Source organism: Rhodoferax sp. AJA081-3, from assembly GCF_017798165.1.
Classification (GTDB): domain Bacteria; phylum Pseudomonadota; class Gammaproteobacteria; order Burkholderiales; family Burkholderiaceae_C; genus Allorhodoferax.
Genome location: NZ_CP059068.1, coordinates 4,212,412 through 4,233,841, shown reverse-complemented (window position 1 = coordinate 4,233,841; position 21,430 = coordinate 4,212,412). Strand labels below are relative to the sequence as shown.

Sequence of the window (21,430 nt, the reverse complement as noted above, 5' to 3'; positions counted from 1 at the left end):
CAAATATAGCCCTATAGCTAGTATTTTTGTAGCATTTGATTCCAACACCGTAGCCCACACAACCATGAACATCCAACCCGGCGAACTGACCCTAGCGCAGCTGCGCGAACTGCATGCCAGCAAGACCACCCTGACCCTGGACCCCGCCGCCCGGCCCGGCATTCGCGCCAGTGCGGCCCTGGTGCACAAGGCCGCCCAAGGTGGCGATGCCGTTTACGGCGTGAACACCGGCTTCGGCAAACTGGCCAACCAGCGCATCGCCCAGGCCGATCTGGAAACCCTGCAACTGAACCTGCTGCGCTCCCACGCGGTGGGTGTGGGTGAACCCATGTCCGAACCCGTGGTGCGCCTGATTCTGCTGATGAAGGCGGCCAGCCTGGCGCGCGGCTACTCCGGCATCCGCGAGATCGTCATTGACCGTTTGTTTGCGTTTTACAACCTGGGCATCACTCCGGTGATTCCTTGCCAAGGCTCGGTCGGCGCATCGGGCGACCTGGCGCCCTTGGCACACCTGTGCCTGCCGCTGATCGGCGAAGGCGAAGTGTTTTTTGAAGACCAGCGCATGCCAGCCGCTGACGCTCTGGCGCAGGCCAAGCTGGAGCCTATCAAGCTGTCGGCCAAGGAAGGCCTTGCATTGATCAACGGCACACAGGTGTCCACCGGTTTGGCCATCGACGCCCTGCTGGCCACCGAACGCCTGTTTGAAGCCGCCGTCATTTCCGGCGCGGTGACGCTGGACGCAGCCCGCGGCAGCGACGGCCCGTTCGACCCCCGCATCCACGCCGTGCGCGGCCAGCCCGGCCAGATCGCCTGCGCCGCAGCCTACCGTGCACTCGCCATTGGCAGCGCCATCCGCAAGTCACACCTGGAAGGCGACGACCGCGTGCAAGACCCCTACTGCCTGCGCTGCCAGCCCCAGGTCATGGGCGCCTGCCTGGACCAGATGCGCTACGCCGCCGACGTGTTGCTGCGCGAAGCCAATGCGGTCACCGACAACCCGCTGGTGTTTGCCGAATCTGCCACACTGCTGTCGGGCGGCAACTTCCACGCCGAACCCGTGGCCCTGGCTGCCGATGCGCTGGCTGTGGTGATCGCCGAAATCGGCGCCATCACCGAGCGCCGCATTGCCATGCTGGTGGACACCGTGGTGTCGCGCCTGCCCGCCTTTTTGACACCCGAGCCGGGCCTGAACTCCGGCTTCATGATCGTGCACGTGACCGCCGCCGCGCTGGCCTCCGAGAACAAATCCCTGGCCCACCCCGCCAGTGTGGACAGCCTGCCCACATCCGCCAACCAGGAAGACCATGTCTCCATGGCCACATTCGCCGCGCGGCGCCTGCAGCAGATGCTGCGCAATACCGAGTACATCGTTGCCATTGAGCTGCTGTCTGCCGCCCAGGGCATTGAATTCCTGCGCCCGCTGCAAAGCTCACCCGTGCTGGAAGGCATTCTGGAGCTTGTGCGCTCCGTGTCACCCGCCATGATGGTGGACCGCAGCCTGGCGCCGGATATGGAGCTGGTGCGCGGGCTGATCACGCAGGGGCGTGTGGGGCTGGCGGGTGAGGCGCAGATACGGGAGTTGACGGCTTTGCGGTTGGGTTAGACGGAGTTGACGTACCCATCGCCTCCTCGGGCATGTCCCCAAGAAGGGACTCTACCCGAGCGACTGCAGCTACACCGGGGGCAGTTGCAGCGAATGTGGGGCGAGGCGCTTACGGCAAATTTTGCTCGGGAATTGCTGCACCTGTTTTGAACGCAAAGCGCTTGGTGAAGTTATAGCTTCCACCCAACGTACCGTTAATCACGACGTCATATGTCGTGTTAGGCAGCAACTTTGCTTGCGGCCATACATAACCCTCGGTGGGATACACCATCGTCCCTGATTTAAGTTTCACAGGCACTGACGTGCCCCCACGCGCGGTAACCGTGGCAGAGGTGAGCGCCACACCTACATTCGCGTAGACGCCAATTGGCGTGCCTTGTGCCCCCGTTACAAGATGGTCATCATTGAACTGTCCATAGACGGGGCCTACATAGCTGACGCTGCCAGTGTTTGCGGGGTCGAAGGGTGCAATATCCGTTGTATTCGCGCAGGGGAAGGTCACCACGCCTGGCATATTCCGCGATACCGGCGTGCCCAATACGACTTTCGCGCCCCGTTGATTGACTGCGCCATTGCCCAGACTCGACGCCATGCCAATCTGTGTGTATGGACGCATCAGTGTGAGCATGGCTGCCGGGTCCATCAAGGCGATTTGCAGTTCGTACTCCCCTACCAAAGCCGCGTTGCTTGAATTGCTCAGGTAAGTACTCGATACGGCGCCGACCGTTGACCAGCTTGGGTAACCAGCGCCGGAGGCCAATGTGGAGGGCGTTGTAGCCGTTCCCACCGACGGGGCAATGCCATCCAATACGGTGTTTTCGGCCAACGCTTCAATGCCGCACTGCGTGCGGTAACGGTTCAAAGCATTGAAGTAGCCAGCCATCTCGCCCGTGAACTGATGCGTGGCGAGTGTGGAACTGCCTATGACAGTATTGCCCGAACTGCGCAAGGTAAACGTTCTGAGCACTACGGTGACGTTGTTGTACGTCACTCCCTCGTGTGCAACTTCGCCCATCACCAATGTGTTGGTGGTGGTATCAAAGGTATTTTCGACGGGTGCTCCGCCTGCCACCCCGACCAGCGTGTAGGCATTCACGGTCGCAACAATGCTGCGGAAGGTTGTTCCGCCTACCTTGACCCTGTCCAAAGTCAACAGCCCGTCTTTGGAGTCAAATGCGTCGACCGCATGCGAGTGGACTGACGCAAATGCCATGGCGACCAACGCCATGGAACGGGACAACTTGTGAATGCTAATTTTCATGTGATGGACTTGTAGTGTGGCAAGTGCCGGGGGTTTTGCCTTTCGGCTTGGACTCGAACCTTGATTCAGACCCCTGCGGCGCTCCATTTTGCACGACACCACACGGGTCCATGCAGTGGGCTCAGCCGTTCTTGGCACCACCCGTACTGGTGAAGTCTACGCATACAGCCCATGCAGATACCAGCAGGCCTGCCCGCTCAAGCGCTCGCAATACAACCACACCAGCCCCGCCACCGCGCTGCGGGCCACGTAGTAGTCGCGCAGCGCACAGTGGGCGTCGCCGTCGAGCCAGCCTGCTTCTAGCCGCTGCGGCCCTGCCAGCAGCGTCAACGGGCCACCCTCGTGTTGCGGCAGGCCCTGGTGCACCGTCAGGCGCAACGGGGTGGCCAGCAGCCAGCTGGGGTAGAGGGCCATGGGGGGCAGACCATCCAAGCCATTTAACCCCTTGACCCTCGTGGAATATGACGTTATTGCTACTGATTTAGTAGCAAGTGGTAAACCTTTCTTGGCACCGGTGCTTGGCACATCGGCAGCCGCCTGCCAACACTGCATACGCTCGGGCCGGTGGTCGGCATGCAAGGAGATGCTGCGCACCAGCTGTGGCCCCAGGCGCGCGCTCAGGCGCTCCAGCAGTTGGTGCAGGCTGTCGCCGTGGCGCACATCTTCGGGCAGCAGGCTGATGCTCTCGCCCGCCAGCGGCTGGGTCTGCAGGGAGCGCAGGCGCAGGTGCAGCACGGGTGCGGGCAGTGTGACCTGGGCCAACTGTTCACCCAGCAGGCGCGCCAGATGCTGCATGTCTTGCGTGGGCTGGGCGGTGCGCAGCACCAGGCGACCCCGCGCGCCGCCGCTGTGGTGGGCGTCGATATGCGCGGCGTTGGAGCGCCGGGCGTCCAGCTCCCACAACAATTCGAGGGCCAGTACACCCCGCTGGCGTGCGCGCAGCCACAGTTGCAATTGCGCCAGCAGGCGGCGTGCGCCGAACAGCAGGGCCGAGGCGTTCTCCACGCTGGACAGCAGCTCCAGCGGCGCATCAAACACATCGGGCAGGGTCAACCACGGATAGACCTCGGCCTGCTGGCCATAGGCACAGTCCAGCGCGTCCACCAGGCCCGCGCCAAAGCGGCGCACCACGCCCCCGCGTGGCAAGGCACGCAGTTGCCCCCAGGTGGTCAGGCCCAGGCGGGCCAGTGTGTGCAGGTGCGCGCGTGCGGCGACTAGGGTGTGCAGGGGCAAGGCGTCTGCGGGTAAGGTGCTGGTAGCCGCAATGGCGGCGTGGTCGCTATCCGAGGTGCTGGCAAGCTGCAAGCGCCCAAACGCTACTAAAGATGTAGCACCTTGGGCATATTCGACGGGGGCTAGAGGCCAATTTGGCTTAAGTAATTGGGCCAGCAGAGCATCACCACCACCAAACAGGCGGACGCTGGCGGACACTTCCAGCAGCAGCGCGGCCTCCACCCGCGCCACCAGCGGGGTGAACTGCAGCGCCCACCAGGCCCAGGCGCTGTGCGGGTCCACCCCTGCTTCGGTGCCGGGGGCTTCAGGCCTGGGCTGCAGTGCGATCCAGTGCATCGTTGCTCGCTTTTAGCAAACACGCCAGCAGCGCCGTGCGGGCGCTCAAATGCAAGGACTGCTCCATGGGCGGGCCACGGCGTTTGAGGGTGCGCACCTCCAGCGTGTCGGCCCCGTCTTCCGAAGGGGCTGCCCACAGGCGCAACACGGCGGGCGAGGATTCGTGTTGCGCCTGCTCGGGGCGCAGCACAAAGAGCAGCTTGTTGTATTCGGCCGCGGCCATCTGCAGGCGGCGCAACTGCTCGGGCCGCACCTGCACCAGCCAGGCCAGCACGGCGTCCACATCGGCGCAGCGCAGGGCTTGTTCAGTGGCCCACAGGCGTTGTGCGCCGCCCTTAACACCTGCTTTGGCCCCTTCTGGCGCGGCCACCCACAACAGACGCTGGGGTAACAAACCTTGCGCCCCCAGCGCGGGGCCAAACGGCAGGTGCGGTGCCCCCACCAGCACCACGGCACCGGTGCCGCTACGGGCCAGCGCCGGCAGCAGCAGGCGCCATTCGTTGTGCACGCCGGGGGGCTGCAGGATTTCGCTCAGGGCCCCCAGGGGCCAGCCGCCGCCGGGTAACTGGGCGTCTAACGCGGCGTCGCCCGTGGCCAACACCCTTCCGGCTGCGCTGGCCAGCGCATCGGCCTGCCAGACGTCGGCGTGGACGCCCTTCCAGGAGGGCAATGGGGCTGAGGCAGGCATGGGTGACGCATTCTTTTAACTGTATTTGTGTACAGTATACGCCTATGCCAGCGTTTGTGGGCGGGGCCTAGCGGCCGTTTTTTACCCGGCGGGAGTGGGCCCCAGCACCTCGACCAGCTCTACCATGTTGGCTTTCAGCGCAGCCGAGATATCGCGCTCCAGCACGGGCATGACCTGCTCAAACGGCGCCAGCAAACGGTTCAGGCCATAGGCACGGTTGCGCCCGTTGACCTTGCCCAGGTAGAGGGCCATGTCGGCGATCTGCATGGCTTTTTCCCAGTTGCAATCGGTCTCGGACAGGCCGGAGAAGGGCAGCGACAAAAAGCCGCCGGTGACCGTGATGGTCATCATCTTGTCCCCGACGGCAATGGGCTCCTGGCCCACCACGTTGAGCACGCGCTGCGCCAGGCTTTTCAGGTGCGCGGCATTGGCCTTGGGGGAAAATACCAGAAACTCTTCGCCGCCCCAGCGCATCACCATGTCGGTGTCGCGCACCGTGCTGCGCAGGCGCTTGGCGATCTCGATCAGCACCGCGTCGCCACCGGCATGGCCCAAGGTGTCGTTGATGTTCTTGAAGTGGTCTATGTCCAGAATCATCAGACCATCGGGGTTGTCGTCTTCGCGGCGTCCGCCATTGGTAGCGCCGGCACGCCGGTTCATCAAATCGAAGAACGAGCGGCGGTTGAACAAACCAGTGAGCGGGTCACGCACGGCGTGGAATTCCAGCTGCTTGTTGGCCTCGCGCAGCTTCTGGTTGGTCTTGCGCACACGCCGGTACAGCAGAAACACAAACACACCACCCATCACAGTCACGATGACCCCCAACAGGGTGACGACTTGCTGCAGGCGCTGGTTGCTGATGGTGGCGTCTTTCAGGCTGTTCTCGCGGGCCAGCAGTTCGATCTGCTTTTGCCGTTGCACCGTATCAAACTGCTCTTGCAGGGCGGCGACCGATTTCTCGCGGTCTGCCTGGAACAGTTGCGCGCTGAGTTTTTGCTGTTCGCGGATGGTGGCCACGGCATCCTTGTGCAGCCCCAGTTGCTCGTACATGCGGCCCAGCTCGCCCAGTATGTCTTCTTCATCGGCCAGTAGGTTTGCTTCTCGGGCCAGCGTGAGGGCGGCACGGACTTCCTGCGCACCTTGCGCCACCTTGCCCTGGCCCATCAGCGCAAAACCGATATTGCATTGCGCCGTGATCAGGCCGCCGCGGTCATCGATCTCGCGGTATTTGGCCAGGGCCTGGCGCGCCAGCTGTTCGGCCTTGGGGTAGTCGCGGCTGCGCAAATACGCATCACCCATGTTGTTGAGGATGGTGGCTTCCACGGTAACCAAGCCACTTTCGCGGCTGATCTTGAGGGCCTTCGCGTTGGCCGCCGCATAGTCCGCATGGCGCCCCATCTCCGCAAATTCACCACCCTGGTTGAGGTAGAGCGTGGCCAACATCTTGCGGGAGTCCAGCTCGGTGGCCAGCGCCAACGCCTCATCGATGACAACCAGCGTTTTCTCGTGGTTCTTCATCGCCGCATACACATTACTCAGGCCGTTGAGTGATCGCAGGCGCGATTGTTTGGGATGGCGGGTTTGCTGGTCCGCGTATTGCAGGCTTTTGAGGTAACTCTCCAGGGCGGGCTCAAACTTGCCGGTGGATAACTGGGCTGTACCCAATATCCGGTAATGCTGCCCCAGCGCAACCGCGTCGCCAGACCGCTCTGCAAAGGGCCGGGCTTCATCGAGCTTGAGGATGGCGCCAGCATGTTGTGCGGCCAAGACCATGACCGAGGCTTCAAAGCCCATACCCATCGCCAAGCCTGTGTCATCCGGCTTGGGCTGGGCCCGGGCCAAGGCCAGCAGCTTGGCAATAGAAACCTTGGCAGCGTCATTCAAGCCAGAGTCCAGCTCCAGGTCGATCCGCGTGATGAGGTATTCGCGCTGCACCACATAGGGCGTGGTGGGGGACAGCTGTTCACCCAGTGTGCGGATCTGCGCCAGCGCCTCGGTATTGTTGCGCTGGGACAGGCCATACACCGCATCGATACGGTCCAGGGTCTCCTGCTGGCCAAAGACAGCGCCGTGCCAGACCAGCAGTGTGGCAAGAAGACAAACAAGGGGCTTGAGGGGCCTAGCCATGCGCAATGGTATGCCCGATTGTGGGCCAGCGGTGGCGAATATAGGTCCACGCCACCAGCCCCAGGCTCAGCATCAGCAGGGACGACACGGCCAGCGCCACCGTGGAGTGCATGACCAGCGGCGAGATCACCCCGGCGACAATGCCGTTGGCCGTGGAGCCCACAAACATCTGCAGGCTCGACGCCATGCCCCGGCGGTCCGGGTGCAGGTCCAGCACCAGGAGCGTGACCACGGGCACCATCAGCGCCCAGCCAAACGAAAAGATGCCCAAGGGCAACAGCGCCCAGCTCACATGGGCCTTGAACAGCAGATTGGCAACCAGGTTCACCACCGCAATGACCAGCATGATGGAAAAGCCTATGCGTATCTGCCGTGTGGGCGTGATCTTGCCCGCCACCCGCCCGCTGACCATAGCGCCACCCATGATGCCGCCAATGGTGATCAGGAAACACCAGAAAAACTCTTGCGGTGCCAGTTGCAAATGCTCCCCCAGAAACACCGGCGCGCTGAGGATGTACAAAAACATGCCATTAAACGGTATGCCACTGGCCAGAGCCAGCAAAAAGAAACGCGGGTCTGAGCCCAGTTGCCAGTAACCGGCCATCAGGTTCCGGGGATGAAAGTCTTGGCGCTGCGTCACGTGCAGGGTCTCCGGCAGCGCCCGGTAAATGGCCACCCACAGCACCACACCCACACCGGTCAAGAACCAGAAGATGCCCGCCCAGTTGACATGGGCCAGCATCCAGCCGCCCACCATGGGTGCAATGGCCGGGGCCACACCAAAAAAGATGGTGACCTGGCTCATGACCTTTTGCGCCTGCGAGGGCGGAAACATGTCACGTATCACCGCACGCGACACCACAATGCCGGCGCCGGTGGACAGGCCTTGCATGGCGCGGAAAAAGATCAGCTGACCAATGCTGTGCGACAACGCACAACCTGCCGAGGCCACGGTAAAGGCCGCCAGGCCCCACAACACCACGGGCCTACGGCCAAAGCTGTCGGAGATGGCGCCATGGAACAGGCTCATGAAGGCAAAACCAAACAGGTAGGCCGACAACGTCTGCTGCATCTGCACCGGTGTCGCGTCCAGCGACCGCGCAATGTCAGCAAAGGCCGGCAAATAGGTGTCGATGGAGAAAGGCCCCAACATGCCCAAGAGGGCCAGCAAAACCGCAAAAGCCCATTGCGGGGCCAGCCAAAGTTTGTGTGCGTCGGGGTTCATGCAGCTATTGGAACACGCCTATCTAAACGCCTGGTGCAATAGTAGGCTACATGCTCTAGGTGGTCCTCACGTCTGCCATTTCAAGCGGGCAAACAGGCGGCCCCCAAACAGGTTGACCAACAGCCCGGCCATCAACAGGGCTCCCCCGGCAAAGTGCACCGGCTGGAGCACCTCGCCAAACACGACCCAACCGGTGGTCAAACCTACCAGTGGCACCAGCAGCGAAAACGGCGCAATGCGATTGGCCGGGTAACGGGACAACAGGGCCGTCCACACACCATACCCAAACAGGGTTGCGGCCCAGGCCAGGTAGGCCACTGCGCCAAACGCCGTCCAGCTGAAGTGCGCCAGTGCAGCGGCCATGGCGGGTGGCCCCTCCAGCCACGCGGACAACAGGAGCAAGGGTATCGGTGGCACCAGGCTGGCCCACACTACAAACGCCAACTGGTTCATGGGGCCATACCGGCCTACGGCACGGGTCACGATATTGCCGCAGGCCCACATGGCCGCCGCGGCGATGGTCAGCATAAAACCGGCCAATGGCATGGACAGACCATGGGCACTGCCGATCAAGACCAGGCCACCGGCCGCCAGTACCAGCCCCGCCAGTTGGTTGGCATGCCACGACTCCTTGAGCCAGAACGCCGCAAACACCATGGTGAAAAATGCCTGCGACTGCAGCACCAGCGATGCCAGCCCGGTGGGCATGCCCACATGGATGGCGGTGAACAGCAGCGCGAACTGCCCCACCGAAATGGTCATGCCATACAACACGTACAAGCGGATCGGCACCTTGGGGGCGCGCAAAAACAGCAGCGCCGGAAAGGCCGCCAGCAGAAACCGCAGGCCACCCAGCATCAGCGGCGGCACATCAGCAACCCCTACCTTGATAACCGCGAAGTTGACACCCCACACCAGGATGACGGTCAGTATCAGCAACAGATCTTTGGGGCGTAAATTGACGTGGGTCATGGTTGTCCGAAGAATCTCAAATAAGCAACTGATCTTAGTGCGTCGCTCATAGTCGCTGAACGCCAGAGACGCACGTAGGCTACGATGGCGAAGTCTGAGCACCCCATCCCGCACTGGAGCCTGCCATGAGTTTCACCCGTCTGTTTTCTGCAACTGTTATGGGACTGGGCTTGCTGGGCTGCGGCCAGTCCAATGGGCCCAACGTCAACACGACGTCCGCGGCGGCCGTCTCGGCCCCTGCGCCCGCTGCCAAACCTTCGCGCCAGATTGGCCTGGTCATGAAAACCTTGACCAACCCCTTTTTCATTGAAATGGAAAAGGGTGCGCGACGCGCGGAGAAGGAGTTCGGCGTTTCGCTGATCGTCAAGACGGCGGCCCAGGAGACATCGATTGAGCAGCAGATTCAGCTGGTCAACGACCTCATCGCGGCAAAAGTCGATGCCATTGTGATCGCCCCTGGCGACTCCCAAAGCCTGGTGGCCACGCTCAAGAAGGCCGCTGATACCGGCATCAAGATCGTCAACATTGACAACCGACTGGACCCCGTAGCCGTGCAACAGGCGGGGGCCGGAGAGATTCCATTTGTCAGCGTAGACAATGAGGCAGGCGCCTACAAGGCCGGCAAATTTCTGGCTGACAAGATTGACGCCCCTACCCAGGCAGCAATTTTGGAAGGCATACGCAGTGCGGACAATGCCCGCCAGCGCATGGAGGGTGCCAAGCGCGGTCTGGCGACCAACAAGCAAATCCGGTTGGTCGCCTCCGAAACAGCCAACTGGAAGATCGACGAAGCCTATTCGGTCAGCAAGGCGCTGTTCGCCAAAAACCCCGATATCCGTCTACTTTTCGCGGCCAACGACATGATGGCCATTGGTGCGGTCAAGTACCTGCAAGAGTCTGGAAAAACCAAAGTCTTGGTCGTCGGATACGATGCGCTGTCCGAAGCCATCGCAGAGATCAAGAATGGTCGCATGGCTGCAACGGTCGACCAGCAAGCAGCGGAACAGGGTTATCAGGGCGTGGCACTGGCACTTCGACTGCTAAATGGCGAAAAAGTGCCGGCAGTCACCTTGATCGATACCCGGCTGATAACCGCAGACAGCCTCAAATAGACATCACCCCGAGCGGTACGGTGAAACTGCAATTCAACATTACCGTCAAGTTGTTGAGCTACCTGCTGGTGGCGAGTCTGGTTCCACTGATGGTCCTGGGTTTTAGCGCCTTGGAAATTGCAAGGCGAATCGTTCTGGAGCAGGCCCAGGAACAAAATGTTCGCGTATTGGGGAGTTTTGCATCCTACCTTGCGCTATACCACGACCAGATCGAAGACCTGGCAACCAACATCGCCGGTAACGAAGCCATTGGCAGCGCGCTGTACAGTGCCGATGAAGGGTCAAAAAGCGGTTTTGACGCCCTCAATGTTCGGGCCCAGGTCGGCTACACCCTCAACAGTTATGTGCGTGTCAAAGGTCTGGTCTCGTTGGATCTTTTTTCACTAGCGGGTACCCGCTTTCATGTTGGGGAGACCCTGAGCGCAAGTGACGTCGCTCCTGAGACGGCCCGTAGGCTGCTCGACTTGGCCGACAACTCCAACGCCGACACGCAATGGCGCGGAATCGGGAACAACGTCAACAGCAACTCCCGCTTCGCGCAGGTGACCAGCGTCGTGCGAGGAATACGCTATTTTTCGCCAAAAACGGGTAAGTCAGACACAGTGGGGGTGCTGGTGATCAGCCTTTCCGACGACATCATTCGTGAATACCTGCAGCGGGTGCCACTTCCTGCGGGTCAGCGGCTGCTGCAGATTGACCCGCAAGGACGGATTGCATTGCAGTCCGATGGACCGGCCTCCGGCCAGTTGTTTGCGCCGGCTCTGATGGAGATCGTCCGGAATCAGCGGGGCACACAACAACTCACGTTGGACGGGCAGGACGTCATCATGGACGTCCATGCGGCCGACCCGGGGCACGGCTACCTGGTCATGATTACGCCGCGTCAGTTGGTCACGGGCAGGGTCGACCGACTCACACTGGCAACCGTCGCGCTGTTTGCCCTTTGCCTGTTGGCCATTCTGGCACTCACATGGCGCTTCGCTCGCACCGTTGTCGCACCGATCCGGGCCGTGTCGGACGGCTTTCGACGCCTTGGCCTGGCACCTGCGGCAAACCACATGCCGTTGCCTACACCCAGTGCCCAGGACGAAATCGGCCAATTGGTCGAGGGCTACAACAAACACCTGGTGTCACTGAATGCCCAGCGGGAGAGCGCCAGTGAGCTGTTACTGGCTGAGGTGGCCCGCGATGCAACCCAGACCATGCTGGTCGCGGCCATCGAATCCATAGATGAGGCTTTTGTGGTGTACGACGCCAACGACCGATTGTTGTTCTGCAATGAAAAGTACCGTGAGGTCTACAGTGGTGCGGCAGAAATCATGGTGCCGGGCAAAACGTTTGAAGAAATTCTGCGATACGGTGCGCAGCGCGGGCATTACCCTGCAGCCGCTGGCCGGCTAGAAGAATGGATAGCGGAACGATTAGCCGCTCATCGCAGCGGCAACACGCGGCTTGAACAACAACTCGACAACGGCCGCTGGCTGCGGGTGGTAGAGCGCAAGACCCAAATGGGACAAACGGTCGGCTTCAGGGTCGACATCACCGAGCTCAAGAAGGCGCAACAGGCGGCGGAAGCGGCCAGCCGGGCTAAGAGTGAGTTCCTGGCCAATATGAGCCATGAAATTCGCACACCCATGAACGCGATCCTGGGCATGCTCAAACTGCTGCAAAACACCGAGCTTGACCCACGCCAGCGGGACTATGCGTCCAACACCGAAAGCGCTGCGCGCTCCTTGTTGGGTTTGCTCAACGACATCCTTGACTTCTCAAAGGTTGAGGCCGGAAAGATGACATTGGACCCCCGGCCATTTCACCTGGACCGCCTGTTGCAGGACCTTAGACTGGTTCTCACATCCAGCCTGAATAACAAACCGATTACCTTGCGCTTTGACATCGCGACAGACGTGCCCCGGGGGTTATTGGGTGACGACATGCGTCTGCAGCAAGTGCTGATCAACCTGGGAAGCAATGCCATTAAGTTCACCAGCCAGGGAGAAGTCGTACTGATGGTTCGCGTGGTGGATCAAAGTGAACGCGGCGTGCTGCTGGAGTTTGCCGTGCGCGACACCGGCATCGGTATCGCTGCAGACAAGCTGGAACACATCTTTAGCGGTTTTTCCCAGGCGGACTCCAATACCACACGCCAATTTGGTGGAACTGGCCTGGGGCTCTCAATTTCGAGGCAACTGGTATCGCTGATGGGTGGAGAGCTAAAAGTCGATAGTTCCATAGGATTGGGGAGCCGGTTTTACTTCCAGATCCACTTTGCCCTGGCATCGCCAGAACCTGTAGCAACCAAAGAAGCAGCGTCCAATCCTCCAGCACGGGCCAAAAAAATCCAGCGCCTGGCGGGCCTGCGGTTGCTGGTGGTGGAGGACAACAAAATCAACCAGATGGTCGCCCAGGGCCTGTTGAGTCAGGAAGGTGCTGAGGTGAGCCTGGCAGAGAATGGCGCTCTGGGCGTGGCCGCTGTGGCACGCGCCGAGCCCGGCTTTGACGCGGTGTTGATGGACGTACAAATGCCCGTGATGGACGGTTACACCGCCACCCGCACGATACAGACTGAACTGGGGTTGACCTCGTTGCCCATCATTGCCATGACGGCCAACGCCATGCCCTCCGATCGCGAGGCATGCCTTGCGGCGGGCATGTGTGAACATGTCGGAAAGCCATTCGATCTTGACCATCTCGTAACACTTCTACTGAAGTTCACCGGCCGCTCAATTGCGTCTGCAGATGGAACTCCGACCCACTTGGCTCCCGTTAGCACCAACCAGTCGGCACCCGCTCCCGCAGCGTTGAACGCCGACGCAGCCTTGCATCGTCTGGGAGGCGATGCCGACTTTTTGGGCACAGTGCTGCAGGCTTTTGCCAAGGACATGGAACTGGCACCAGACCAATTGCGCTCCCACCTGGAGGCATCCGATCAACAAGCAGCCGTACTCGCCATGCATACGCTCATGGGGCTTGCGGCTACGGCTGGCGCAGACCTTCTTTCAAGTGTGGCAGCAGACCTGGAACAGCGCCTAAAGAAGGGAGTTACGACTGAAGCGCATGGTGATGTACTGGTTCTTTTGCAAGGCGCCGTCGATGCAACACGCACAGCCCTTGGACAAGCACTGCAAAAGTATGCGGGTGCGCGCCCCCATTCAGACAATTCGCAACACCGGGGAATGGGCGGCGGCGCTTAACTCACAACCAGTGTGCTGACGTAATCCTCAGGCACGGGGCGCTGGCGGGGGCTGAGTTTGCGGGACTGCACGGTCCCCAGGCTGATGAAACACAGGGCATGTTCGCCGCCCAGCAGGCCAAACAGGGCACGCAGCACATGGGACTTCAAGGCCTTGCCGCTGGTCAGCGCCGAGCCATAACCCAGTGCCGTAGCCACCAGCAGGATGTTTTGCACGGCGCAGCCGGTGGAGATAAGCCGTTCTGGCAAGTCGATGTCCGGGTCACCGCAGTCGGTGCGGACCACCACCAGCATCAGGCAGGGGCTGCGATGTGCTTTCTCTTGGGCCTGCAGCACGTGCTCGGGGCCAGCCTGTGGGTCGCGCTCCAGCAGCGCATCACCAAAAGTCTGGGCCAGTGCAGCACGGGCGCCGTCGGGCACCATGACAAAGCGCCAAGGCCGCACCTGGCCATGGTCAGGCGCAGACGCGGCCGCGACGAGTATTTGCTGCAGCTGTGCAGTGTCAGGGCCGGGTGCGGCCAGACGCTTGGGCAGAATGGTCCGACGCGACTGCATCAGCGCGCTGACCGCGCCGGCCAGCTCCGTGTCCAGGCTCACCCACAGCTTCCCACGTGGCCGCACTGGGTGCAGTAGTCACACCCGTCCTTGCGGATCACGGCATGGGCACCACACTCGCCACACTTCTTGCCGGCCATCACCGGCAGGGGCGCGGTAGCCAGCGCGCTTTCCTGTTGGGGCAACAGGGTGTCGGACTCGTTCTGCGTGTCGGTGGCGCGGCGGTTGTAGTTGTTGGTCACCGAACGGTTGCGCTGGGCCTGGATGTTCTGGATGGCAAAGGCCACCGCCGCCACTTCGGAGTCATGCCACATCGGCACCTGGGTGCCGTCTTCCTTCTGGTGGGTGCCCAGACGCACCGGTCCGCGGTCCCAGGCCACCTTGCGCATATCGCTGAGCGCTCGCTCCAGGAAACCACCACGTGCCGCCAGCGACAACAGGCGCATGCTGGACGTGATCCACTGCTGCGACTCCCCGCTCTGGCCCACAGGCATGAAGAATTCGATGGCGCGGTCCACGGTGCCACCATTGGGCAGCGGCACGGGCAAAAAGGACACCAACAGGTACAGCGTTTTGTGGCCTTCCTGGGTCCAGTAGTCCACCTTTTCGGCCACGGCCGACAGCGCGCCCTTGGGGCGGCGTTCAATCACGGTCCGCATCGGGTCGACCACCGGTGCGGGCGGTGTGGGGGCTACTGGGGCTGCTGCGGTTTCGGTTGGCGTCACATGCAACACCGAACCCAAAATGGCGTTCGGCCGGTAGGTGGCCAGCCCTTTGAGGCGGGCGTTCCAGGCCTGCTGGTACAGGTTCTTGAAATCGTCGTACGGATAGTCCGCCGGCACATTCACCGTCTTGGAGATGGCGGTGTCCACAAAAGGCTGCACCGCTTCCATCATCGCAATGTGGTCAGTGGCCGACATGTCCAGTGCGGACACAAAGTAGTCCGGCAACTGGTTTACGTCACCACCCAGCTCGTGGTACAGGCGCCAGGCGTGGTCTTCCACCGAGTACTCGGTGTACGTGCCGTCACCTTCGCGCTTCTTGCGTTTGTACATCCAGGAGAACGGTGGCTCGATACCGTTGGAGGCGTTGTCGGCAAAGGCCAGGCTGACCGTACCGGTGGGCGCAATCGACAGCAGGTGGCTATTGCGGATGCCGTGTTTACGGATGGACTGCTGCAGCGCGGCGGGCAGGCGGCTGGCAAAGGTGCCCGCTTCCAGATAACCATCGGCATCAAACTTGGGAAAAGCGCCCTTCTCTTGCGCCAGCGCCACCGAGGCGATGTAGGCAGCGTCGCGCATGCTGGTGGCGATGCGCTTGGCCATCTCACGCCCCTCCGCCTTATCGTAACGCAGGCACAACATGGCCAGGGTGTTGCCCATACCGGTAAAACCGACGCCGATGCGGCGCTTGTCCGACGATTCGTCGCGCTGTTGCTGCAGGGGCCAGAAGGTCACGTCCAGCACATTGTCCAAAGCCCGCACCTGGATGGCCACCGACTTCTCGAAGGCCTCAAAGTCAAACGCGGGTACGCCAGCAAACCCAAACGGGTGGCGCACAAAACGCGTCAGGATGATGGGGCCCAGGTCGCAGCAGCCGTAGGACGGCAGGGGCTGTTCTCCGCAGGGGTTGGTGGCGGCAATGGTCTCGCAGTAACGCAGGTTGTTGTCGGTGTTGATGTGGTCCAGGAACAAAATGCCGGGCTCGGCAAAGTCGTAGGTGGAGCGCATGACCGTGTCCCACAGTTCACGCGCCTTCAGGGTCTGGTAGACCCATTTGCCATCGGCGCGCTGGAAAGCGCCTTTCTCCAGCAGGCCCGCACCCGGCTTGGCCGTGTGCACCAGTTCCCAGGGCTGGTCGGCGATCAGGGCTTCCATAAACGTGTCGGTCATACCCACCGACACATTGAAGTTGTTCCAGCGGCCCGGCGTGCGTTTGGCGGTGATGAACTCCATCACATCCGGGTGATCCACTCGCAGCACGCCCATCTGGGCGCCGCGGCGTGCTCCGGCGCTTTCCACGGTAGAGCAGGATTGGTCAAACACATTGATATAACTGCAAGGGCCGGAGGCCATGGACGCCGTACCCTTGACTGCCGCGCCACGCGGGCGGATGCGCGAGAAGTCATAGCCCACACCGCCGCCGCGGCGCATGGTCTCGGCGGCTTCGCGTAGGGCTTCGTAAATGCCGGGGTAACCGTCTTCATCCACCCCCTGGATGCAATCACCCACCGGCTGCACAAAACAGTTGATCAGCGTGGCCTGGATGTCGGTGCCCGCTGCGCTCATGATGCGGCCTGCGCCAATGGCGCCTGCGTACAGATTTTCCAGGAAGATGGCCTCGAACTTGGCGCGGTCTTCTTCCTTTTCGACCGAAGCCAGAGCCCGTGCCACGCGTGCAAAAAGGTCCTCGATGCCCGTTTCGCCGGGTTTAAGGTATTTCTCGGCCAGCACGTCGTGGCTGATGGGCTGGATCACGATCTGGTTTTGGGTGGGGGTGATGGGGTCGCGTTTCATGTCGTTATCTCCTGAGAAAAGTGCTGCAACACGCCGTGCCGTGCGCTGCCGCTGGAGGCTCTTGGGCCTTTAAACCATGCGGAGTGAGACCGTGGGTGGCCTATGGCGGGGTGCTGTTCGGCCGCCATCGTAGCAACTTTGGTGTGTGGTTTTTTGTGTAAAACCGGTGCACGGGCGGGGACCCACTCTCCGGCCAAATCCCACATCACGAAATGACCCGATAGCCCCCGCAAGGCTTACCGCAGCAGCTATCGCTTTGCTAGCGCGCACCGTGGCGGGCAGGGACCGCGTTGTAAAAAAATATTATTTATATATTTTTGCCGCCGATAGGGGTGGGGCAAGGCCACGTTGCGCGAACCAACACCAGCTCTTGCGAGGAGAGCTTGAAGACCCCAACGGCCTGCACCAGCTCAGACGCCTGGTTTTTGAGGCTGCTCGCGGCGGCAGCTATTTCTTCCACCAGGGCTGCGTTTTGCTGGGTGACCTCGTCCATCTGTTTGACGGCTTCGCCGACCTGTGCGGCGCCCAGTGCCTGTTCGCCGCTGGCGACGCTGATTTCTCCCATGATGTCGGTCACGCGCTGGATGCTGCTGACAACCTCGTCCATGGTGGCGCCGGCCTGGTCGACCAATACGGTGCCCTGCTCGACCCGCTCCACACTGGCATGTATCAGGGATTTGATTTCTTTGGCCGCCTCGGCACTGCGGCTGGCCAGCAAACGCACCTCACTGGCCACCACGGCAAAACCACGCCCCTGCTCACCCGCACGTGCGGCCTCGACTGCGGCGTTTAATGCCAATATATTGGTCTGGAAGGCGATGCCATCGATCACCTGGATGATGTCGGCAATCTTGCGCGACGCATCGTTGATGCCCTTCATAGTGTCGACCACCTGGGCCACTACACTTCCGCCCTTGACGGCAACGGTGGAGGCCTTCTGGGCCAGTTGATTGGCCGTGCGTGCACTGTCCGCGTTTTGGCGCACGGTGCCACTGAGCTCTTCCATGCTGGCGGCGGTTTGCTCCAGCGCACTGGCCTGGCTCTCGGTACGAGACGACATGTCGTTGTTGCCCTGGGCAATCTCGGCACTGGCACTGGCCACGCCTTCGGAGCCTTGTCGCACCTGGGTGACCACGCCTGAGAGGCTGGTCTGCATGGCAGCCAGGGCGTGGAGCAGTTGCCCCATCTCATCACGTCCCTGGGGCCGGATTTCCTGGCTCAGATCCCCTGCCGCCACACCACGGGCTAGCACCAACGCACGGTTCACGGATGCCGTGGTGGTGCCGGTTATGGCCACCATGATCCAAGCGGTCAGCAGCGTCAAGGCCAGCACGACCGCACCGCCCAGCAGCAACTGGCGCTGGGCCTGGGCCACCGCATCACCCAGCTGTGCACGTAGCGCGTCAAAGGCCACACTGATGAGTCCAAACTGCGCGTCGATGGTTCGGGTCATGGCGGCAAAGTAGTCTGCCGACGGATGGTTCAGGGTCTCGGCCCGCACAATTTTGTCTTCCATGAGCTGCAGGCCCTCCTCGGTTGCACGTTGCGCCTTGGCCAATGCGTCGCCTACTGTGGATTGCAATGCCGGGTTGGCGGCAGTGGCCAGTTCTATGGCCTTGCGTGCGGCGGCCATGCTGGTGCGTATGCTGTTGCCCAACAGTTCGATGCGCACCTTGTCCTCTGGCGCTGCGCTGCCACGCACCAGCAGCGTGGCGCCGCGGGCCCGCATTTGACCCAGGCCTTCGGTCACACGGGGCATGTGCTGCAACACCGCCATCTGCAAGAAGTTGCCCGCCGGGTTGGGGTCCAGCGCAATGCCGGTGGTGTTGACGATGTCCTCTACCAGGGTCATCTGCTCTGCAATCAGCACGGTGTGCCGCGCAAAACTCTCGGGGCCGGCCAGCGCTTTGGCACCCACGGCCCTGGACAGGGTTTGCCAGTCGCTGGCGATCTTGCCAATTTTGGCGTCGAGCTTGGGCTCAGCCAGTTCGGCCACGGCGGTCTGCGCCTGGGCCAAGGCCTGGCTCACTTCAGCCTCCTTGGTCTGGCGCACCGGCGCCTGGGCTTCGTTGCCGGCCAAGACCACGGCGGACAAGCCCCGGTGCTGCTGGGACAACTGCGTGAGGCGCATGGCATGCTGGATGGGGCCCAAGCCCCGCACCTCCTGTTGGGCCAGCCGGATATTCGCCAGCTTGTCCCGCACAAAAATGCCGGTAGGAACCGCCATCATCAACATCGCCAACAAGGCGATCAGGAAAAATTTACGTGAAAACGGCAAGTTGCGGATCAGTGAACCCATGGCACGCTCCCTAGCTGTGACAACAACGCCCCGCTTCCCGCTGTGGGGAAGTCCTGGCGGCATACGTTCCAACACCGTGGCCGCAGTGTAGGCACAGCCTGGGCAAAAAGTCCATACGCCATTGGCGTTGTCGATTTTCATTTGGTTTAGAAATCAAGGGGCTTTGAGATCAATAACTTACGAGCGATCTCGAAACTGGTATTGAATTTTCTTTCCACCAAGTTTTGAATTCTCCCTAAGAATTTTCACCAATTCTTGAATTTCCGCTTTTCCTGCACCACGCACCGTGGCCTGGTCCACGGCTGCGACCCCTCGCAAATTCAGCCTCATATTCGATAGCGAACATCTGGGCTGCTGTTTCGAGTCATAGCCGTAGCATGCATTCGCTCTTGAACGGTTTCAGGTGTCAGAAGCAACTGTCTTGAATCTGTAATGCAGATGGCTTCTGGATGCTCAACCTTAACGTCTCGTTCAGATAAACGTTTGCTTGTGATCATCCAAGTTCCCGCCCATTGGATACGCCAAAAATAGACTTCTTCGGTAATGATGATGGCTCAATAGTACTGTGCACTTACACAGTAAACAAGCCTATTTGAACATTGAATGACTTCAGCCCATTGGGCTATCCAACTCTGAAAACCCTTGCTGTAGCAGTTGTGTACTTACTCAATCATCGGCCTCGTAAGTGCCTGGGCTATCGCACACCGCATGAGGTCTTCTACAACCTACCCGTCAGACCTCTTACACTGCATTCCGTTGCGCTTTGTACTTGAATCCGCCGCAAAATTTGCCGCAATCCCGCGTAAACCATACACAGTTCGCTACATAAACAGTAGCACTCAGCGGGCACACCTTTCTGTTGTGCAAGGCAGGTCAGCACCGGAAACACGTTTGGAATTCGCAAATGTCAGTACTGACGACTGAGACTACGCTGGAGTGCGCTTGATGACCTGTGCGCTGGAGTAGCCGCTGGTGCGTTCCAGGTAGCGCAGCACCACGGAACGATCCGAGCGACACAGGCTGGCGTAGGCGAAGCGTTGGATGGTCTGCGCGACATGGGCATAACACGCTGTGGTGTCGGCCAGGCTTGCGAACTCCAAAGCCTGTGTACTGTCCAAAAACTGGCGCAACTGCGCCATCGTCTTGAGCTTTAATAGGTTCATGTCAATCACCATTCATTGATGATCGACTGGCTTGCTCACCTGCCGCCGGCTCCAATTTACTGAATCGCCTGAGGATCAAACCTCGTTGGAATCAAAAAAGCCGTTCAGGATAAAACCTCATTGGATAAGACTGACGCATAAGAGCAAAAAGTGACTCTAGCCCCCGTGAAATATGATAGGTGCGCTATACAAAAATAGCAATCAGCATTCCATTTGACTTGGAAACCATCAAAGACATCGGTCTCAAAAAAAATCCCTAGCGATGAATAACGAGCCATTTCAGATGAATGGATTTGATTGAGTTTCTCCGCCCTTAAAAGGCTATTACTCCCACCAAATATTCTTCATAGGTAACTTGCTGGCGCAAGTCCCAATAAGTTTTTCTTGCGGGTAAGGAGGACTCCGTTTTACATCTACAGTTTCGGCGACACTCACCTGTCGAACCAACTCGGCAAAGGAAGGCGCCCTAAACGAAGAAGAATGCATCAACAATATGGCTTCCATCTCTCCGTCTTGCGTCTTTACAACTGGGTTGAGCAGTAAAAGTTCGTGCTTGGAATAGGCTCCGACTACGATGGCGTTTCTGTAATATTTGGTGCGAACGGCTACGTCGTCCTGCTTGGTGCCGTACACAAAATATTTTTCGCTGCCACTATCACGAGGGTAGCTCTCCTCAATCTCAACTATGTCAGGTCTACGGCGCTTCATGAAATCAACTTCTTCTAGCGGGTAGAAGCCCCGCGCATGGCTGTCCGTGTCAGGAATGACTTCCGGGAATGCCGTTGGACCAAACGCAATCACAAAATCGACGTAGGATGGTGGAAGCACTACATTCAGTTTGACCTGCAACTGCTCAATCGACTTCAACGCCGCGTCAGAGTCACTTGAACTGTTTTTTTGACTGCCCTTTCGGTATGTCGCCATCATCGAAAAAACTGGCACACCAAACTGATCCTTTGGGAGATCATGTGGCCTATGACGTAGAGTCTCTCGCCAGCAGTCCAAGAAATTGCTCCAGTCAGCGGGGCTCGCTGCATAACCGGATGATTTACTGGAGAGTGGCGTTTCGATTGTCATCATGTACCCTTGGTCAATACCAGGTGCGCTCTTGTTGCAAGCACTAAGCCCCCAACACAGCACAACAAAAAAC

14 protein-coding genes are annotated in these 21,430 nt (G+C 60.3%); 3 read left to right on the top strand and 11 right to left on the bottom strand.

What is annotated here, in order from left to right; genetic code table 11:
- The first annotated feature begins 64 nt into the window (after nt 1–64).
- A complete protein-coding gene (gene hutH / locus HZ993_RS19840) occupies nt 65–1,603 on the top strand; it encodes a histidine ammonia-lyase (RefSeq protein WP_209394429.1) in 1,539 nt (512 codons plus the stop codon).
- A 109-nt stretch (nt 1,604–1,712) separates the two neighbouring features.
- Here the strand turns inward: hutH and HZ993_RS19835 are convergent, their stop codons facing one another.
- The 6 genes from HZ993_RS19835 to HZ993_RS19810 all read right to left on the bottom strand — a co-directional run bounded on the left by HZ993_RS19835 (nt 1,713) and on the right by HZ993_RS19810 (nt 9,445).
- Nucleotides 1,713–2,864, bottom strand: a complete 1,152-nt coding sequence (locus HZ993_RS19835) for a hypothetical protein (protein ID WP_209394428.1) — start codon at nt 2,862–2,864, stop codon at nt 1,713–1,715.
- 156 nt (nt 2,865–3,020) lie between these two features.
- On the bottom strand, nt 3,021–4,433 hold the full coding sequence (locus HZ993_RS19830; RefSeq protein WP_209394427.1) for a DNA polymerase Y family protein: 1,413 nt from the start codon (nt 4,431–4,433) through the stop codon (nt 3,021–3,023).
- Entirely contained in the window at nt 4,402–5,121 is a 720-nt protein-coding gene (imuA, locus tag HZ993_RS19825) for a translesion DNA synthesis-associated protein ImuA (RefSeq protein WP_209394426.1), read from the bottom strand. Before imuA ends, HZ993_RS19830 begins: the two co-directional genes overlap by 32 nt.
- Before the next feature lie 81 nt (nt 5,122–5,202).
- Nucleotides 5,203–7,248, bottom strand: coding sequence for a GGDEF domain-containing protein (locus HZ993_RS19820; protein ID WP_209394425.1), 2,046 nt, complete (start codon nt 7,246–7,248; stop codon nt 5,203–5,205).
- On the bottom strand, nt 7,241–8,473 hold the full coding sequence (locus tag HZ993_RS19815) for a multidrug effflux MFS transporter (RefSeq protein ID WP_209394424.1): 1,233 nt from the start codon (nt 8,471–8,473) through the stop codon (nt 7,241–7,243). The genes HZ993_RS19820 and HZ993_RS19815 overlap by 8 nt, the downstream gene beginning before the upstream one ends.
- 66 nt (nt 8,474–8,539) lie before the next feature.
- Entirely contained in the window at nt 8,540–9,445 is a 906-nt protein-coding gene (locus HZ993_RS19810) for an EamA family transporter (RefSeq protein ID WP_209394423.1), read from the bottom strand.
- A 125-nt stretch (nt 9,446–9,570) separates the two neighbouring features.
- Between HZ993_RS19810 and HZ993_RS19805 the strand changes: the two genes are divergently transcribed.
- A complete protein-coding gene (locus HZ993_RS19805; RefSeq protein ID WP_209394422.1) occupies nt 9,571–10,557 on the top strand; it encodes a substrate-binding domain-containing protein in 987 nt (328 codons plus the stop codon).
- Between the two features lie 20 nt (nt 10,558–10,577).
- Complete coding sequence (locus HZ993_RS19800) at nt 10,578–13,748, top strand: ATP-binding protein (protein WP_209394421.1); 3,171 nt, start codon at nt 10,578–10,580, stop codon at nt 13,746–13,748.
- Here HZ993_RS19800 and HZ993_RS19795 read toward each other — a convergent pair.
- From HZ993_RS19795 to HZ993_RS19775, 5 genes are all read right to left on the bottom strand, one after another.
- Nucleotides 13,745–14,302 carry a nitroreductase gene (locus tag HZ993_RS19795; protein WP_209398630.1) on the bottom strand — a complete coding sequence of 186 codons (558 nt, stop codon included), beginning with the start codon at nt 14,300–14,302 and terminating at the stop codon, nt 13,745–13,747. The genes HZ993_RS19800 and HZ993_RS19795 overlap by 4 nt on opposite strands.
- A gap of 38 nt (nt 14,303–14,340) precedes the next feature.
- Nucleotides 14,341–16,818: an adenosylcobalamin-dependent ribonucleoside-diphosphate reductase gene (locus tag HZ993_RS19790; protein ID WP_209394420.1), complete on the bottom strand. Its 2,478-nt coding sequence runs from the start codon at nt 16,816–16,818 to the stop codon at nt 14,341–14,343.
- Nucleotides 16,819–17,125: 307 nt separating this feature from the next.
- A complete protein-coding gene (locus HZ993_RS24910) occupies nt 17,126–19,117 on the bottom strand; it encodes a methyl-accepting chemotaxis protein (protein WP_209394419.1) in 1,992 nt (663 codons plus the stop codon).
- 926 nt (nt 19,118–20,043) lie between these two features.
- Nucleotides 20,044–20,280: a hypothetical protein gene (locus tag HZ993_RS19780; RefSeq protein WP_209394418.1), complete on the bottom strand. Its 237-nt coding sequence runs from the start codon at nt 20,278–20,280 to the stop codon at nt 20,044–20,046.
- A gap of 324 nt (nt 20,281–20,604) precedes the next feature.
- A complete protein-coding gene (locus HZ993_RS19775; protein ID WP_209394417.1) occupies nt 20,605–21,357 on the bottom strand; it encodes an SMI1/KNR4 family protein in 753 nt (250 codons plus the stop codon).
- Nucleotides 21,358–21,430: the final 73 nt, after the last annotated feature.

Excerpts from the sequence above, each read along its gene's own strand:
- hutH (WP_209394429.1), top strand. The coding sequence starts at position 65 with ATGAACATCCAACCCGGCGAACTGACCCTAGCGCAGCTGCGCGAACTG.
- HZ993_RS19835 (WP_209394428.1), bottom strand. The coding sequence starts at position 2,864 with ATGAAAATTAGCATTCACAAGTTGTCCCGTTCCATGGCGTTGGTCGCC.
- HZ993_RS19830 (WP_209394427.1), bottom strand. The coding sequence starts at position 4,433 with ATGCACTGGATCGCACTGCAGCCCAGGCCTGAAGCCCCCGGCACCGAA.
- imuA (WP_209394426.1), bottom strand. The coding sequence starts at position 5,121 with ATGCCTGCCTCAGCCCCATTGCCCTCCTGGAAGGGCGTCCACGCCGAC.
- HZ993_RS19820 (WP_209394425.1), bottom strand. The coding sequence starts at position 7,248 with ATGGCTAGGCCCCTCAAGCCCCTTGTTTGTCTTCTTGCCACACTGCTG.
- HZ993_RS19815 (WP_209394424.1), bottom strand. The coding sequence starts at position 8,473 with ATGAACCCCGACGCACACAAACTTTGGCTGGCCCCGCAATGGGCTTTT.
- HZ993_RS19810 (WP_209394423.1), bottom strand. The coding sequence starts at position 9,445 with ATGACCCACGTCAATTTACGCCCCAAAGATCTGTTGCTGATACTGACC.
- HZ993_RS19805 (WP_209394422.1), top strand. The coding sequence starts at position 9,571 with ATGAGTTTCACCCGTCTGTTTTCTGCAACTGTTATGGGACTGGGCTTG.
- HZ993_RS19795 (WP_209398630.1), bottom strand. The coding sequence starts at position 14,302 with ATGCAGTCGCGTCGGACCATTCTGCCCAAGCGTCTGGCCGCACCCGGC.
- HZ993_RS19790 (WP_209394420.1), bottom strand. The coding sequence starts at position 16,818 with ATGAAACGCGACCCCATCACCCCCACCCAAAACCAGATCGTGATCCAG.
- HZ993_RS24910 (WP_209394419.1), bottom strand. The coding sequence starts at position 19,117 with ATGGGTTCACTGATCCGCAACTTGCCGTTTTCACGTAAATTTTTCCTG.
- HZ993_RS19780 (WP_209394418.1), bottom strand. The coding sequence starts at position 20,280 with ATGAACCTATTAAAGCTCAAGACGATGGCGCAGTTGCGCCAGTTTTTG.
- HZ993_RS19775 (WP_209394417.1), bottom strand. The coding sequence starts at position 21,357 with ATGACAATCGAAACGCCACTCTCCAGTAAATCATCCGGTTATGCAGCG.